The following is a 17,895-nucleotide window of genomic DNA, read 5'->3' as shown; positions in this document are numbered from 1 at the left end:
TATTGATTACCAATAATTTATGTTTCTATATACTACTATGTATTGCATAGTACAAAATAAAACATATATCTTTGTATTATGATAGTAGATAATACGCAAACCCAAATGAGGAAGGGGATACTGGAATACTGTATCCTTTCAATTATCTCGCGGGGTGAGATTTATGCCTCAGACATCATCGGCGAGCTGAAGAAAGCGCGGTTGCTGGTGGTAGAGGGTACTTTATATCCCTTGTTAACCCGGCTTAAAAATAACGGACTGCTAAGTTACAGTTGGAAGGAATCCACCTCAGGCCCCCCTCGCAAATATTACCAGATTACACCTGCTGGTCTGGAAGTACTCAACAAATTGGATACGACCTGGGAAGAATTGGTCTTCGCCGTGAAGACATCTATGGAAGGGCGTGTGGGAAGAGAAACATCAGACGCCAGGCAGGGAACCCCGGTAGACGATAACCATCAAGATCCATCAGAAAACGAAGAATAAAAAACCACAAAAAAATGAACAGGACCATCATTATTAATATAAACGGCATTGTTTTTCACATTGAGGAAGATGCTTACGAAGTGCTCCGCACCTATATGATCGATGTAAAGCGGCACTTTGGCTATACGGCGGATAGTCACGAAATTGTGGGTGATATTGAAAACCGGATCGCCGAGATGTTCAATGAACGTATTGTACAAGGCAAAAAGGAAGTCATCACGATGCAGGATGTCAATGACGTGATCGCCCAGATGGGAAGGGTCAGTGATTTCGAAGCTGGCGATCCCGACGAAGCCTATACACCGCTCGATGACACCTACGAGATTCCGCCGGCAAGTGGACAGCGCAAGCTGATGAGGGACCCTGATGACAAAGTGTTCGGAGGCGTATGTAGCGGATTGGGCCATTATTTTGGTATCGAATCGCGGTGGGTCCGGCTTATTCTTGTGTTGATGTTTATTTTCGGGGGGGCGGGATTCCTGCTGTACATCATCCTGTGGATTGTGATGCCCTTGGCCCGCACCCGCGCCGATCGCATGGCCATGCGGGGAGAGACCCCCAATCTGCAAAACTTCAAACGCAGCTTTCAGGAGGAGATGGAGGGCCTCCGCTCAAATTTTACCGGGGCCGAGGAAGGGCTTAAGAGGGGCTTGAACTCGGCCGGAAATTTCCTGATGAGAGCCTTTATCGTCCTGGCTAAGGTAATCGGTGTATTGTTCCTGGTCGGCCTATGTGGCGGTCTGGTCGTCTTGGTCATCAGTATCGTAGCTTCCTTCGGTTTCTTTGGCAGTGATACAGACATGGCGATGTTCCCCCTCAACGTTGTCGAGCCAGCCTACCGTACGCCAATGCTAGTCAGCGCACTTTTTGTTGCGATTATTCCTTTCATTGCATTGGTGGCATTGGTTATCCGGATCGTGTTTAATAGATCGGCGATGGGACAATATACAGGCTTTACCTTGTTGGTCATCTGGCTGATCGCGGTGGGATTCACGACGGTGTATGGGGTCCGTACGGTCAACGACTTCCGGGAGGAAAGCACGGTGGTTGAGGAACGTCCGTTGGAAAGACAACCCGTATACCACCTGTCAAAAAACGATATGACGGTTATCCGGTTACAAAGTGATTCTGCCGACCGTACCTCATTTATCCGGCAACGTGCCGTCATCCGCAACCGCAATATGATGGAGTGGCAAAGCCGAATGTATATGCGCATCGTAAAAGTGGATTCCACCCAATCTCCTTCCCTTACTTACGAATATTCAGCACATGGGATAACCTATGAACTTGCTGCCGAACGTGCGGGTAGGATCAACTATCATTTCCAGCAGCAGGCAGACAGGCTGATTTTCGACAGCCATTTCAGCTTGGCGGATGACGATCTCATGCGCGACCAGCGGTTGTACCTGAAATTGAATATTCCGGTAGGGGCCCGGCTTGTTATTGACAGGGAGCTCCAGCGGCATATTTCGGATCTGCCATTTAACCAGTGTGAAGACAATTATCAGTATCCAGATGGGAGCCGGCCCGATAAAACCGAATGGATTATGCAGGAATCAGGCTTAAAGTGTGCAATGGCTATCCCATCAGTCGAGGAGCGTCCGGAACCGATGGATACGTTGCGTACGGGGAGCACTGCCGGTGCCGATACGGTTACAATCCAAAATTAATTCAGGATCGGTGCAACTTTTCGGCACATTGTGGCGTCTTATATACGAGTACAAATAACATAGTTTAACATTCTCCAATACCTAGCAAAGAACGATGCCGTATTAAAAAGCAGATTGCTTTTTGATAGCGGGGATCGCTGTGCCAAGCATACAGACATGAAATATATAAGCCTCCTCAACATGCTACTGCTTACCGTTTCGGTGTATACGAAAGTATATGCTCAGGAAGTGACCCTGAGGGGTGCCGTAGTGGATGAGCGGAATGCGCCGTTGGACCTGGCAACGGTCAACTTACTGCGGGCAAAAGATTCTACGGTCTTAAAGACGGCTTTTCCCGATGCAAGCGGCAACTATGTTTTTGTGAATGTCACACCGGGCGAGTACCGGGTTTCCGCGGTGTTGGTGGGCTATGCAGATGCAGTCAGCCAGGTGGTGAAGATTACCGCTGCTGCCGGCACCCAGGATCTCGGGGTATTGTTGCTTAAAAGTACAAATACCGTGCTGGCAGAAGTAGCGGTAACTGCCCCGCAACGGCCATTGGTAGAACGCAAGCCGGATATGTTGGTGGTCAACGTGGAAAATTCTACGCTTGCCGCCGGCAATACCGCGATGGATATCCTTGAGCGCTCTCCGGGGGTAACGGTAGACAAAGATGATAACATCAGCCTCATGGGCAAACAGGGAGTGACGGTAATGATCGATGGTAAACAAACATATCTTTCAGCGGAGCAGCTCGCCAATTTCCTGCGCAATACAGATGGTAATACAATCAAGTCCATTGAGTTGATCACCAACCCTTCTTCCAAATACGATGCTTCCGGTACGGCTGGCATGATCAATATTGTACTGAAGAAAAACCGCATGGCCGGCACCAATGGCACTTTCACCCTTGGGACGGGCTATGGTGTTGGCCATAAAGCCAATACTTCCCTCAACCTCAACCACAAGGCGGGCCGCTTCAATGTGTTCGGAACCTACAGTTACCTGAATAACCGAGGCGGGAACGAGTTTGATATTTTCCGTTCTGTCGTGCAGGATAACGGCAATACAGATTTTCAGCAATTTGCCAATTTTAACCGTTGGAATCGTAGCCACAATTACCGGGCAGGTGTTGACTACAGTACTTCAGACAGGAACGTGATTGGCGTTCTACTGAGTGGTTATATTAGCGGTAATAACAACGACAATTCAAGCAATACGTTGATTGGCCGCACGCTGGTCGCTCCGGATTCTACCCTATCCACGGCCTCGATTTTCGAAGGCAGCTATACGAGTTTTGCGGTAAATTTAAATAACCAATTTACCATTGACAGCAACGGCCGGAAACTGGTTGCAGATGTGGATGTGTCTCGGTTTTCGAATCACAACCGTGCCAACTACAACAACACATTTTACCTGCCTTCCGGAGCAATGAAAGACGATCCGCTGCTGTCGCGCAGTGACATGCCCACCATTGTTGATATCCGGGTTGCCAAGGTAGATTATACTCACCCCTTAGGCAAAAAGAATAAAATAGAAACAGGGTTGAAATACAGCAATGTTTCGTCCGACAATGACATGCGGTTCGAAAATCAGGCAAGTGGAAACTGGCAGAATGATGCAGGGAGAACCAATCACTTTCTGTATGAGGAACAGGTAGCGGCCGCTTATGTCAACTACAGCATGCAGTTGGGTAAATGGGGTGCCCAAGCGGGGCTACGCGGCGAATATACACTTTCAGACGGTAATTCCATCACCATGGCCAACCGTGTGAAACGAGACTATATTGATTTCTTCCCAAGCTTGTTTATCAATTACAACATTTCCGATGATCACCAAACAGGACTCTCATACAGCAAACGGATTAACAGGCCAAACTACGGCAACCTTAATCCCTTTGAATATTTTCTTGATCAATATACCTTCGAGCGAGGTAATCCTTACCTCAGACCGGAATATACACATGCATTTGAGGCCTCTTATACCCTGAAACAAAAATATCACCTGAGTGCGGGGTATAACCGTACAAATGATGTGATTGCGGAATCCATGAATCAAGAGCCAGTGACCAAACGTACGTGGGTAACCCATGATAACCTAGCTATGCAGGAAGTTTGGTTTGCCAACCTCAATTTACCTATCAAGATAGCCAAATACTGGAATACCACGACTAACCTGAATGCCTTCTACATGGGGTTTAAGGGACCACTGAACGGCGACTATCTGGAGCAGGGACAGTTTGCTTGGCAGCTGCGAAGCAACCATACATTTAATATTCTGAGTACATTGACAGCCGAAGCATCGGTCAATTATCAGTCGTCATTGATTTACAGCGTATATCATATCGGTGCACAATGGTCGGCCGATGCCGGGCTGAATAAATCTTTTTACAATAAGAAAGCCAATTTAAAGCTTTCTGTAAGTGACATTTTCGACACCCGCATACAGGATGTGCGGACACGTTATAACAACATGAATGCAGTTATCAATCAGAAAAACGAGACAAGGGTTGTGCGGCTTACCTTCACCTACAGTTTTGGGAATCTGAAAAACGGCGCCCGCCGTGAAACCCAGAGCGAGGAAAAAAGCCGTATAAATATGCCTTAGTGTGTTTGGGCATATAAATTTGTGGTTCGCCGCCGCTGATGTGAATCGGCGGCGGTTTTTTTGCATTCGTACATTGGCTGTTCGATACAAAATTCTTTAGTTTATTTATCTTCGTGGTATGCGCAGGAAATCTTTAATAACCACCCTGTCTGCTATGCTCTGCCTTGGCGTTATTAATGCGCAGGAAATACCGCGTATTGGTTCGCCCCTGGTACAGCAATATCCCAAAGCAGAATACAAAGCGGGCAACCAAAACTGGGCGGTGGCGGCGGGAAAAGACGGCATAATGTATATTGCCAATGCAGATGGACTGTTGGTGTTTGACGGACAATATTGGACCCTGCATTCCCTTCCCAACAAAAGTACGGTCCGGAGCGTAGCGGTGGATAGTTCAGGAAGGGTCTATACGGGTGGGCTGGCGGAGTTTGGCTATTGGGAGAATACCGGAAGCGGACAGATGCAGTATCATTCAATCAGTCGCCTGTTGAATCGGGAAGATGCCGTTTGGGATGAAATCTGGAAAATCATCATTGATGGCGACCGGGTGCTTTTTCAGTCGTTTTCCACGTTATATATCTACGAAGATAATCATTTACAGACGGTTAAAGGCAATGGACAACCTTTTCTTTTTCTGCATCACGTACGGGGAAGGACATTTATTGAGCTGATTCCCGACGGTATCCATGAATTACAAGGAAATGCACTGGTTCCGGTACGGAATAAGGATATTTTGAAAGGAGCCAATGTGCTTACCATGCTGCCCTTCGGCAGGGAAAAAGAAATCCTGATCGGTACTTCTAAATCCGGCCTGTTCCGGATGGATAGCAACGGCATCATCCATAAGTGGCAAAATGCTGCCGATGGTTTATTGCAGGCTGCACAACTTAATAACGGGTTGAAGGTATTGGATCGTTATTACGCTTTCGGTACAATTCTGCAGGGGGTTGTGATCATTGACGAATCGGGCCATATCGTACAGCATATCCATAAGGGCAATGGCTTGCAAAACAATACCGTGCTGGGTATTCATGCCGATCTTCAGCAAAATATTTGGGTAGGATTGGACAACGGAATAGACCGGATAGAAATCAATGCACCTATCTATTATTATACCGACAACAGCGGAAGTATCGGTACGGTTTATACCGCCCAGATTTTTGGTGGCAACATTTACCTGGGAACCAATCAGGGGCTTTTTTACAGCCCATGGCCAACAGATGGATACCGGCCTTTCTCATTTACGCTGATCGAGGGGTCGCAGGGACAGGTATGGGACCTGACGATTGTCGACGGTGAATTGCTTTGCGGTCATAACGACGGTACATTCCGGATATCGGGCAATCGGCTTGAACGACTGTCGCCCGTTACCGGAGGCTGGGTATTGCGGCAGTTGGCCGGTCGGCCGAATACGCTGTTGCAGGGTACATATACCGGATTGACCGTTTTCAATAAGACGGCGAAGGGATGGCAATTTGTACACCGCGTGGACGGTTACCGAGATCCAACCCAATTTATCGAACCCATTTCGGAAACCGAGGTTTGGGCAAGCGGATACAAGGGATTACGATTGGTCTTGCTGGACAGTGCACTTCGCACGGTGAAGCAGGTCCATGTGTATGATTCTGCCAATGGCTTGCCCCATAGTACATTTCTAAATGTATTTGAATTGGGTGGCAGTCCGGTTTTTGCCACGGATAGCGGATTTTACCGGCACGATGACATCACAGACCGGTTTTATCGGTACGATCAGCTCAACGAACAACTGGGGTCTTTTGCCTTTTCTAATAAAGTCATTCCTGCGGGTGCCCACCGTTATTGGTTTATTAACCGTGCGCGGATTTCATTGGTTTACTTCGGCCCAAAGGGGATGGTACACGTGGATTCCACGCAATTTGCCGTGCTCAATGGCCGGATGATGAACTACTATGAAAATGTCAATCGGATTGAAGAAGATGTATACCTGATGGGTTTGGACGACGGTTTTGCAATTTACCAGGCTGGTGATTCTGCGGTTGCCACACCCCGCTTGCCGCGCCCCCTGATCCGTACGGTTCGCAACATTACCGACAGTCTTTCGGGCAGGTGGTATAGTAAGGACACGGTTCCGGGAATACCCTTCCGGCATAATAATCTCCGTATCACCTATGCGTCGCCCTGGTATAGCTCTGTTCCCCTGCGGTATCAATTTTACCTCAAGGGGTATTCGCGAACCTGGTCTGAATGGGACGAGGCTGCACAGAAGGAATTTACCAACCTGGGACAGGGCGACTATACGTTCCGGGTACGGGCCATGGCGCCGGATGGAACCTTATCAAGCATCACCGATTTCCGGTTCACGATTTTACCGCCCTGGTATCTTTCCTGGGCGGCCTGGGTACTGTATGCCGCGGTGTTTTTCTTTCTTTTGATTGCCGGGCGTGGATGGTACCAGCATAAGATACAGAAACACCGCAGGTTGGTGCAGGAAAACATGAGCAGGCAGCAACAGGAATTGCTGAGGAAGGAGGCTGAAGCGAATGAACAGCGGCTCATCAAACTCAAAAATGAACAATTGGAGCAGGAACTGGCCAGTAAAAACCGCGAATTAGCCAATTCGGCAATGAACATTGTTTATAAAAATGAGCTATTAAACAATGTGTATGAAGAGCTGTTGGAACTGAAGGATGGTGAGGGGCGTAAGCTATCGGGAGAGCAACTACGGAGAATCAATAAAATCATTGAAGATGCCCGTAGCGACGAGCGGGATTGGAACCTATTCGAAGAAAGTTTTAATGAAGCCCATGAAAACTTTTTCAAGAAACTGAAGGCAGATTATCCGGAGCTGGTACCCAACGACCTGAAACTGTGTGCATATCTGCGCATGAGCATGAGCAGTAAAGAGATCGCTTCCTTGCTGAATATCACGACCCGGGGTGTGGAAATCAGGCGTTACCGGCTGCGGAAAAAACTGAATCTGCCGCATACGAAAAATCTTACGGAGTTTTTAATGGAGGTATAGACGGCATTGCCCGGCCTCGGATATAAAATGAAAATTAGGTTCGATGTTTGACAAGGTAATAATATCTTTGCAAGCATCTGTAGACGATACCTGTATTAAATTAAACTGAACAACGACATGAAGAAAGCATACATCTTTCCCGGACAAGGAGCCCAATTTGTTGGCATGGGCAGGGATCTTTATAACCACAGCGAAGAGACGAAGTTTCTGTTTGAACAGGCTAATGAGATTTTGGGTTTCCGTATTACAGATGTCATGTTTGAGGGCACAGATGAAGATTTGAAACAGACCCGGGTAACGCAGCCGGCTATTTTTCTCCATTCCGTGATTCTGGCAAAAGCGATGGGTAAGGCATTCCACCCACAGATGGTAGCCGGCCATTCACTGGGCGAATTTTCGGCACTGGTTTCGGCAGGCACATTGAATTTCGAAGACGGCCTTCGGCTGGTGGCAGCCCGTGCGAATGCGATGCAAAAGGCCACAGAAATCCAACCTTCGACGATGGCGGCTATCCTCGGACTTGACGATTTCACGGTGGAAGATATCTGTCAGCGGATCAGCGATGTTGTGGTGCCTGCTAATTACAACTGCCCCGGGCAGCTGGTGATTTCCGGAACGGTTTCGGGGATCGAGAAAGCGTGCGAGCTGCTGCTGGAAGCAGGTGCTAAGCGGGCACTCAAACTGAACGTGGGGGGGGCATTTCATTCTCCTTTAATGGAAGCGGCTAAGGTGGAGCTACAGGCGGCAATAGAGGCGGTTGAAATCCGGGAGTCGGTATGTCCCGTGTATCAGAATATCGATGCAAAGCCCCATACCAATCCCGATGAAATTAAACAGAACTTGATTGAGCAGCTTACCGGCCCGGTGCGATGGACACAAACCATCCTCCATATGATCGAACACGGAGCTACATCCTTTACCGAAGTGGGGCCCGGCAACGTGTTGCAAGGGCTTGTGAAGAAAATAAACCGGCAGGCCGAAACTTCCGCAGCAGTTTTATAACCCAAAAGCGGCTTTTACCTGCGCTACGTGGTCGAGTTTTTCCCAGGTGAATAATTCGACTTCCAAGGATATCGTCTCTCCGTTGCTGTTCTCGAATGTCTTGGTCACGGTGCGGGGTTCACGCCCCATGTGGCCATAAGCGGCGGTTTCTGAGTAAATGGGACTGCGTAGTTTCAGACGTGTTTCGATACCATAAGGTGTCATGTCAAACAACTCGTGGATTTTACGGGCGATTTCGCCATCTGATAATCCTACTTTGGACGTTCCATACGTGTTGACATAAATACCGATGGGATCTTTCACCCCGATAGCATAGGATATCTGAACCAACAGTTCGTCTGCCACACCCGCCGCGACGAGATTTTTGGCAATATGCCGGGTTGCATATGCAGCCGAACGGTCTACTTTGGACGGGTCTTTGCCCGAGAAGGCGCCACCACCGTGGCCGCCTTTGCCTCCGTAGGTATCTACAATGATTTTTCTTCCCGTCAATCCGGTATCACCGTGGGGACCGCCAATGACAAACTTGCCCGTAGGATTGATGTGGTATTTGATGTCATCTGTAAACAGATGTTGCAGTTCAGGTTTCAACTGGGCTTTTACCCGGGGAACCAGGACATTGACCACATCTGATTTAATCTTGGCCAGCATTGCCTCTTCGGTATCGAAGTCGTCGTGCTGGGTGGATACCACAATTGCATCGATTCGAATGGGTTTGTGGTTATCGTCATATTCCAACGTTACCTGGGCCTTGGAGTCCGGCCGGAGGTAAGTGATTTCTCTGTTTTCACGACGTAAGGCGGCAAGTTCATGCAATAGCCGATGTGCAAGATCCAATGCGAGGGGCATGAGATTTTCGGTCTCATTGTTGGCGTATCCAAACATAATGCCTTGGTCGCCTGCGCCTTGTTCCTGCTTTTCTTTGCGATCTACGCCTTGATTAATATCTGGCGACTGTTCATGGATAGCAGAAAGAATACCGCACGAGTTTGCTTCAAACATATACTCGGATTTGGTATACCCAATACGTTCGATGACTGCACGTGTAATCTTTGGAACATCCAGGTATATCTTGGATTTAACCTCGCCGGCCAATACAACTTGCCCGGTGGTAACCAGGGTCTCAATCGCCACGCGCGCATCGGAATCCCAAGCGAGGAAATTGTCGATAAGCGCATCGGAAATTTGGTCGGCAATCTTGTCGGGATGCCCTTCTGAAACAGATTCTGAAGTAAATAAATAAGGCATGTCGCTTTGTAATTTCGGCAGCAAAGCTACGATACTTTTGGCGTTTTCAAAACTGAGACTCTCTCCTTATATTAATTTTATATAAAATATTAGGGGGTCGGGTAGTTTATATGGATAATGCTAATACATTTGCGGAGATAAACGGGTGTTCATGAAGGCCGTGATAAAGAAAAAGCGTGTTTTATTTGTTGTCAATCCGATATCGGGGGGCAAGAAGAAAAAGGGTTTTGAAAAGCGAGCTCGTGAGGGCCTTGATATGGGCTTGTACGATGCTCAATTTGTCTTTACAGAATGTGCGGGCCATGCAAACCAACTGAGCAAAGAGGCTGTAAAAGATGGGGTTGATCTGGTGGTGGCAGTGGGAGGTGACGGAACCATTAACGAAATTGCATCGGCATTGAACGGTACGGAAACCGCATTGGGAATTATCCCGGAAGGATCGGGCAACGGGTTGGCACTATACCTGGGAATCCCGCTAAATGAGCGTGCGGCGGTGCGGCGGCTAAATCGGTTTGAAACCATGACCATTGATAGCGGTACGATCAACGGACTGGCTTTTTTCAACATGGCGGGCATCGGTTTTGATGCATCGGTAAGTGATCGGTTTGCCAGCGATAACATCCGTGGGCCGATCGGATACCTGAAAGCGGTGGTAAGTGAAATCAGTACATATAAGCCGAAACGTTACCTGCTGGATATCGATGGGAAGATTTTGGAGCGGGAAGCATTCATGATCAGCGTGGCCAATTCGCCACAATATGGGAATAACGCATATGTAGCGCCACAGGCCTCGGTAACAGATGGCGTGCTCGACGTGTGCATCATTCATAAGTTTCCATTATACACCATTCCGATGATGTTGTTTCACTTATTCAACAAAACAGCGGATCAATCGGAGTATGTGGAAATTATACCTGGTAAGCAGATCCGTATTGAACGTGAGCGGGCTGATGCGGTGCATGTAGATGGGGAACCCAGAGAAATGGGTACGGTATTGGATATCACGGTTAACCCCAGTACACTGCGTATTCTTTGCTGAGGTACTTATTGCTTCATTAAAACAATTTATTGATAAAATCACCGTTTAGTAAAAGATATGAAACCTGCATGAGCGGCCGCTCAGAAAAAAAGGCATATTAGATTAGCTCATGCAAGCTTCATCGCCGATAGAGAAAAAAATAGTCGATGAAAAAGAAACAGCGGTATAGCGGTATCGTATATTCTACGGATGAAACCTTTGCCTATCAGGAGGCGGATAGCGATGAGACCGAGACGCTACCCAATCATAAACAGCAACTGCGGGTGATGTTGGACCGGAAGATGCGTGGGGGGAAAACGGTCACATTGGTGACGGGCTTTGTAGGTACTTCGGACGATTTGGAAGCCTTGGGAAAAAAATTGAAACAAAAATGTGGCGTTGGCGGCAGCACGAAGGACGGAGAGATTATTGTTCAGGGGGATTTCAGGCAGCGTATCCTGCAATTACTCAGTGATGAAGGATACCGGGTAAAACTTGCCGGTGGATAATAGAAGACAATATTTCTGATTAAATTGTTGACAATTAGTTCTTTATTGAAGATTAAGGTGATGGTTGGGTAGATCAATAAATGTAGGATTGCCATTTATGCGCTGCTAAAACCTATTTATTTTGAATGTTTAATTTGCAATTACAAAAAAAAATAGTTTTCATTGTGCAGAAATTGCTTTGTGAATACAAGAGCATTGAATGTTAGGGTGTGCTGATGCTGCTGCTGCGCATCCCTTAAGCTTAAAGAGAGTTTACTAAACAATTATTGGCGGGGACATTTTGTTTTTACTTTAAAACACTATATTTGCTTTAGCCATTATGGTGGCTAGCGACTGATTAAATTGTACAAATTACTTAAAAATCATAATTAACAACATTAAAATCTAAAAATTCAAGAAGATGGCAAACGCACCAAAAACAAGCACAATTAAAAAGGAGAAGAGCAATTCAACATCCAATGTTTTTGCAAGTCTGGCAATTATCATTTGTTTCATTATCGGAGCATTGGTATGGAGATATATTATGGGTGATCCGAATAACTTCGTTGACGGGAATCCTGAAAATCGTCCGGTAGAAGGCAATTACTTAGGAATGGTTTACCACGCAGGATATGTGGTTCCTGTGTTGTTGGGGTTGTTCTTGATGGTATGGGTTTTTGCAATTGAGCGCTTTATCGTAATCAGCCGGGCTTCCGGAAAAGGTAACGTGGGTAATTTCGTGCGGAAAATCCAGTCGCTTATCGGAGGCGGTAACATTGATTCGGCCATCTCGGAATGTGACAAACAACAGGGTTCGGTAGCGAACGTAATCAAAGCAGGTTTGTTGAAATACAAAGATGTGTCAGCAAATCCGGCGCTCGACACGGAGCAGGCTACCGTAGCTATTCAGAAGGAAATTGAGGAAGCTACTGCATTGGAAATGCCGATGCTCGAGAAAAACCTGACGATTATGGCTACCTTGGTGTCCATCGGTACGTTGACGGGTCTATTGGGTACGGTAACCGGGATGATCAAGGCCTTCTCGGCACTTGCCACCGGTGGTGCGCCTGATTCAGCACAATTGGCAAACGGTATCTCCGAAGCGTTGATTAACACAGCAACGGGTATTGCTACGTCTGCTATCGCAATTGTATTCTATAACATCTTTACTTCCAAGATTGACACGTTAACCTACTCAATAGATGAGGCTGGGTTCTCCATCGTCCAAACGTATGCGGCTTCGCATAAATAGAAATAATTTCCGGCAATTTATGGAAAGCCGGTGGATGATGCATCTATAAGTAAAGATAAAACGAAACACATATGCCAAGGGTTAAAGTAAAGAGAGCAAGTACGACAATAGACATGACCGCCATGTGCGATGTGTCTTTTCTACTGCTCACGTTTTTTATATTGACAGCCACGGCCCGGGAACCTGAGCCATTGCCGGTGGATACACCGGCATCGGTTACGCAGGTAAAAGTGCCGGATGACGATTTAGGACTGATAACGGTTGGTGACGGAGGTAAAGTCTTTTTTGGCGTAGTCAATCGGAACGCACGGAGCCGGATGCTTGAACTCATGTCTGAAAAATATTCCATACCGTTTACACCGGAAGAGAAGGCTAAGTTTTCTACGATGGAAACTTTCGGTGTACCGATAGGTAACTTAAAGCAATTGATTAACATGGGGCCAAATGACCGCGTGAAGCCCGGGCTCCAACCGGGAATCCCGGTTGACTCGACCGATGCGTTAAGCAATGAGCTGTTCCATTGGATTTATTCAGCGCGTGTAGCAACCAAGGAGTTAAAAAACACCGAGATGAGGGTTTCGATTAAAGGGGATGCCGAAGAGAAATACCCTGAAATCAAAAAGGTAATCGATGTATTGCAAAGCCAAAAGGTGAACAAGTTCAGCTTGATCACCAGTCTCCGTGCCGGAGAAGGAATGTAAGGCAATACGGTCTAACAATAAAGGAAATAACAAATGGCAGAATTAAATACCGGCGGTAAGCAGCAGCCAAGAGTGGACTTGACGGCCATGGTGGATTTGGCGTTCCTCTTGATCACCTTTTTCATGCTTACCACGTCGATCAACAAGCCGAATGCCATGGATGTGGCGATGCCGGATAAGAACGAAGAAGATCCGGAAGATAGGCTGGAGGTAGCCGATACCCGGACCCTGACGCTGCTGCTCGGCAGCAACAACAAGATCGAGTGGTATCATGGCGATTACAGCAATCCTATCGAAGGGCCTGAAATTGTCGATTACGGTAAAGAGGGGATCCGGCCCATCTTGATTAAAAAGATGGAGCAGGTGAAGCAACAGACCGGGAAAGACTTGATTATTGTACTACGCCCCAGTGAAAAATCGACACACCGCAATTTGGTGGATATACTGGATGAAATGAATATCATCAAGGCACCGATTTATATGATCGGTACCATCAGCGATCCGGAAATTGAAGTATTGAAGCGGGACAACTTGTATAACGATTGATGAATAACCACAGAATATAGCTATGATAGGTTCAAAATTGGATATTTTTAGGAAAGAATGGCTCGATGTGGTATTTGACGGTCGAAACAAGGCTTATGGTGCATATGAGCTCCGTAAGTTGTCGCCCAGAGCTACTACCATCGGGTTGTTTTCGGCATCCATTGCTTTTGTGCTGCTTTTATTATCACCTGCGATTGCACGGTGGATTGGAGTAGATTTGGGTAGTAATGAGCCGACCGAGCAAATTATTGAGACCGAGGTGGTGCTCTCAGAGCCGCCACCCGTAAATGAAGAGGAACCTCCTCCCCCCCCACCCGTAGAACCTCCTCCCCCCCGGGTGGACCAGGTGCGTATGCCCGAGCCGAAGGTGGTCCCCGCAGAACAGGTACAGGATGAGGAACCTCCCACGGTTGAGCAACTTAAATTGGCAGATCCGGGATCAAAAACCATTGAAGGGGATCCGAATGCGGAAATCCGGATTGATTTGCCGGTAGGTGAAGGCGAAATAGACGCGGAAGTAACGGAAACATCAAGTGACCAGATCTTCCAATCCGTTGAAATCAATCCGGAACCACCGGGAGGAATGAAGTCGTTCATGGAATGGATTGCCAAAAATTATGATTATCCACAGGCTGCCATTGAGGCTGGTGTGAATGGTCAGGTGCAGGTGTCTTTCGTTGTGGAGCGAGATGGAAGTCTGACTGATATAAAGGTTGTTAGAGACTTGAAATACGGTACGGGAGACGCAGCGGTAAAGCTTCTTTCCAAAGCAGCAAAGTGGAGTCCGGGTATTCAGAACGGTCGTCCGGTTCGGGTAGCTTATACGTTGCCCATCCGGCTTAACCTTCAACAATAGGTAAAGCTTGGCATCGCAACCGCATCAACAAAACACAAATGGCAGACAGAAATCGCCCACCAAGCGGTTTCTGTCTGTTTTGGGACTATTTATGTTCGGCTTTTATTTTGCGTTGGGAATGGCAATTATTTTTTGGAAGGATTTTCCGCTTCAGTTGGATAGGACCCTGCGGACATTGTTTGGAGTCCTACTGGTTGTTTACTCTTTTTTTCGATTTGTGCGACTTTGGCAAAATCGGTAGTGCAAATAGTGGGGTTGAGATTTTGTAAAAAATTGGTTATTTTTTCATAACCGTGAAAAAATTAGTATTATTACGGCTCGTTTTCTTTGGGATAGTTGCTTTTTGGTCCTGTAATAACGCCGAAACAAAGCGGGCTCAGACCATTGTTAGTGGTAAAGTGGAGGTGGTAGCGGACGAGACACTGCTTCCGGTCATGGAGGAACAAGTAGCGGTATTTGAGCATTTGTATGACCGCACAAATGTGGAATTAACGAGCGCTCAGGAGAACCAGATCATCCGCAAACTGCTGAATAAGGAAGTAGAGGTGGCGGTATTGACGAGGCAATTGACCGAACAGGAAAACCAGTTCTTTAAAGCGCGTAAGTTTACACCCCGGGTGTACAAGTTTGCAACAGATGCGGTAGCTGTTATTGTCAATAAGCAGGTTTCTGATTCGGTAATCACGTTGGATCACTTGGTAAAAATCATGCGAGGTGAAAAATCGACCGGTTCGCTGAATCAGTTGGTATTTGATAATCCGAACTCTAGCACGGTGAGATTGTTGAAGGAGTTAGCGGGAGTGGATTCGTTGCCAGCGAACGGTGTATATGCATTGAAGTCGAACCTTGATGTGCTGAAGTATGTGTATGAGACACCCCAGTCAATCGGTGTGGTCGGCGTCAGTTGGATTGTAAGGCCCGATAATGGCATAAAGAAGTACGTAGAGGGGATAAAGGTATTGGGCGTGAAAGGACGTGAGGGTGAGCCGGCGGGTGGAGGATATTATAAACCTTCACAATCTAATTTAGCAGACAGTCTATATGCGTTGGCCCGGCCGGTTTATATCATTAACGCGGAACCCCGTAAGAGTTTAGGCATGGGGTTTGCAGCGTACCTGACGGGGGAGTCCGGTCAGCGGGTAATTTTGAAAGCCGGATTATTGCCGGATAGCATACCGCCAAGAGAATTGATTATCAGGAAGTAAAATAGAAGTTTAAACTAAATAGAATGAACATGATGAAAAAAGCAATGATATGGGGTATATCCCTTGCTTTTGTGGTTACCGGGGTACGTGCGCAGAGTTTGGACGATGCGAAGAAGGCAATTGATGCAGAACAGTTTGCCCAGGCGAAAGGAATGTTGGAAACGCTTGTGAAGAACAAGCCGAAAGATGGAGAGAATTATTTTTATTTAGGGCTTGTATACATACATAATGAGCACTTGGATTCAGCCTTAGCCGTTTTTGATCAGGGGATTGCAGCAGACCCGAAAGGAAACCTGAACACGGTGGGAAAAGGGATCATAGATCTGTATAAAGAAGACGCCGCCGCTGCTGCTACTAAATTTGCAGAAGCGACCGGAAAGCTCAAGCGTAAGGACTATTTGGAACTGTATCACATCGGACGTGCTTATATCGATGCGCCGAATCCGGATTACCAAAAAGCAGTGGAGTATCTGGATCAGGCAAAGGCTAAAAATCTCAAGGATCCGTTGATTCCGTTGGCATTGGGCGATGCGTATTTCGGGTTGAAAAATAACAGTATGGCCTACAAAAACTACCGGGATGCATCGGTGTTGGACAATACATTGACACGTGCCCGGGTTCAGATGCAGGTCATCACCCGTGGGTCGTATGCTTGGCAAGAGGCAATTGATGGCTTAAAGCAGATTGCAGCAGATGTGCCGGACTATGCACCGACTTACCGCGAGTTGGCAGAGACCTATCGTGCTTGGGCATTGACAGCGACCGATACGGTGGCTTACAATGCGCGCAACCGTGAAGGCGTGAACTACTACAAGCAATACATGGATAAGACCGATTATACGGTAGAATCCCGGATTCGTTATGCTGACTTCTTGGTATATGTGAAGGACTACGAAGAGCTGCAAGTACAAGCAGCGGAGTTGGCGCAGTTGGAAGATGTGAATCCGAAAGTATTGCGTTACCTCGGGTATTCAGCCTATGAAAATAAACAGTATCAGGAAAGTAAAGATGCCTTAGATAAACTGTTTACGCGGATTGAAGCTGAGCGGATCATTCAGCTCGACTATTTGCATTTGGGATTGGCGGACATCAAATTGGCTACCCAAAGCGACCCAACTGACGAAGTCCTGTTTAGTGAAGGGATTAATCAGCTGAAGAAGGCGGTAGCTGCCGACTCGTCTGTTGCTAACGATTTGAACGATGTGGGTAAAGAGCTGTTTACGGCTAAGAAATTTCTGGATGCTTCCAAAGTATTTGAAATTGCCGCTTCCACGCCTACTTCCAGGAATTTCATTTACGACAACTTCTATTTGGGGTATTCCGCTTACTATGCCGTAGCTACCAAACCGGTAGCCCAACGGGGAGAGGCAGAAACCGCCCTGTTGCATAAAGCTGATACAGCCTTCGGTGTGGTAATTGAACAGGCGCCTACTACACAGGATGCTTATTTGTTCCGTGCGAACGTAAATAATTTGTTGGATGATACCGAAAATCCGAAGGGCCTGGCTGAACCTTATTTTCTGAAATATATTGAAATGGTCAAAGAAAAAGGGGATGCTGAAATCCAGAAAAATAAGAGCAAACTTATTGATGCGTACAGCACAATTGCTGTAGTTAGTGTAAAGCGCGGCGAGTACCAAAAGGGCCGGGATTTGATCGGCGAGGTTCTGAAGCTTGATCCTGGAAATACCTGGGCGAAACAAACCTTGCAGTATTTGGAACAAGAGTCTGCAGCGTCGACAGGTGCAGCTTCCGGTCAGTAGAAAAACTTCTGTTTTTATAGATTCAATAGAGCGCTAATTTTAGAATTAGCGCTTTATTTTTTAGCTTTGGCGCATC

14 protein-coding genes are annotated in these 17,895 nt (G+C 47.0%); 13 read left to right on the top strand and 1 reads right to left on the bottom strand.

The genetic code is table 11. The features are described 5' to 3' along the window. The first annotated feature begins 78 nt into the window (after window positions 1-78). The 5 genes from IEX60_RS11915 (at window position 79) to fabD (ending at window position 8,742) form a co-directional block, all read left to right on the top strand. Window positions 79-486, top strand: a complete 408-nt coding sequence (locus IEX60_RS11915; protein WP_188750882.1) for a PadR family transcriptional regulator — start codon at window positions 79-81, stop codon at window positions 484-486. 14 nt (window positions 487-500) lie between these two features. Continuing rightward, entirely contained in the window at window positions 501-2,156 is a 1,656-nt protein-coding gene (locus IEX60_RS11910; RefSeq protein ID WP_188750879.1) for a PspC domain-containing protein, read from the top strand. Between the two features lie 156 nt (window positions 2,157-2,312). Next, entirely contained in the window at window positions 2,313-4,742 is a 2,430-nt protein-coding gene (locus IEX60_RS11905; RefSeq protein ID WP_188750877.1) for a TonB-dependent receptor, read from the top strand. 118 nt (window positions 4,743-4,860) lie between these two features. Further along, window positions 4,861-7,740 carry a ligand-binding sensor domain-containing protein gene (locus IEX60_RS11900; protein ID WP_188750875.1) on the top strand — a complete coding sequence of 960 codons (2,880 nt, stop codon included), beginning with the start codon at window positions 4,861-4,863 and terminating at the stop codon, window positions 7,738-7,740. Between the two features lie 117 nt (window positions 7,741-7,857). Continuing rightward, window positions 7,858-8,742, top strand: a complete 885-nt coding sequence (fabD, locus tag IEX60_RS11895; protein ID WP_188750873.1) for an ACP S-malonyltransferase — start codon at window positions 7,858-7,860, stop codon at window positions 8,740-8,742. Here fabD and metK read toward each other — a convergent pair. Continuing rightward, window positions 8,737-9,990 (bottom strand): methionine adenosyltransferase, encoded by a 1,254-nt coding sequence (gene metK / locus IEX60_RS11890; protein WP_188750870.1) that lies wholly within the window; start codon window positions 9,988-9,990, stop codon window positions 8,737-8,739. The genes fabD and metK overlap by 6 nt on opposite strands. A 151-nt stretch (window positions 9,991-10,141) precedes the next feature. Here metK and IEX60_RS11885 point away from each other — a divergent pair, with 151 nt between their 5' ends. The 8 genes from IEX60_RS11885 (at window position 10,142) to IEX60_RS11850 (ending at window position 17,819) form a co-directional block, all read left to right on the top strand. Further along, a complete protein-coding gene (locus IEX60_RS11885) occupies window positions 10,142-11,029 on the top strand; it encodes a diacylglycerol/lipid kinase family protein (RefSeq protein WP_229717544.1) in 888 nt (295 codons plus the stop codon). A gap of 146 nt (window positions 11,030-11,175) precedes the next feature. Then, window positions 11,176-11,517, top strand: a complete 342-nt coding sequence (locus IEX60_RS11880; RefSeq protein ID WP_188750868.1) for a translation initiation factor — start codon at window positions 11,176-11,178, stop codon at window positions 11,515-11,517. 400 nt (window positions 11,518-11,917) lie between these two features. After that, entirely contained in the window at window positions 11,918-12,748 is an 831-nt protein-coding gene (locus IEX60_RS11875; RefSeq protein ID WP_188750865.1) for a MotA/TolQ/ExbB proton channel family protein, read from the top strand. 71 nt (window positions 12,749-12,819) lie between these two features. Beyond that, window positions 12,820-13,449 (top strand): ExbD/TolR family protein, encoded by a 630-nt coding sequence (locus IEX60_RS11870; RefSeq protein WP_188750864.1) that lies wholly within the window; start codon window positions 12,820-12,822, stop codon window positions 13,447-13,449. A gap of 33 nt (window positions 13,450-13,482) precedes the next feature. Further along, window positions 13,483-13,995, top strand: a complete 513-nt coding sequence (locus IEX60_RS11865; protein WP_188750862.1) for an ExbD/TolR family protein — start codon at window positions 13,483-13,485, stop codon at window positions 13,993-13,995. A gap of 22 nt (window positions 13,996-14,017) precedes the next feature. Next, on the top strand, window positions 14,018-14,851 hold the full coding sequence (locus IEX60_RS11860) for an energy transducer TonB (protein ID WP_188750860.1): 834 nt from the start codon (window positions 14,018-14,020) through the stop codon (window positions 14,849-14,851). A gap of 293 nt (window positions 14,852-15,144) precedes the next feature. Further along, a complete protein-coding gene (locus tag IEX60_RS11855) occupies window positions 15,145-16,056 on the top strand; it encodes a PstS family phosphate ABC transporter substrate-binding protein (RefSeq protein ID WP_188750857.1) in 912 nt (303 codons plus the stop codon). A 29-nt stretch (window positions 16,057-16,085) separates the two neighbouring features. Continuing rightward, complete coding sequence (locus IEX60_RS11850) at window positions 16,086-17,819, top strand: tetratricopeptide repeat protein (protein WP_188750856.1); 1,734 nt, start codon at window positions 16,086-16,088, stop codon at window positions 17,817-17,819. Window positions 17,820-17,895: the final 76 nt, after the last annotated feature.

Origin of the sequence: Parapedobacter defluvii (genome assembly GCF_014642075.1) — a bacterium.
GTDB lineage: Bacteria > Bacteroidota > Bacteroidia > Sphingobacteriales > Sphingobacteriaceae > Parapedobacter > Parapedobacter defluvii.
Note: the sequence above shows the minus strand (reverse complement) of the source record. Positions and strands in the feature narration are given on the sequence as shown.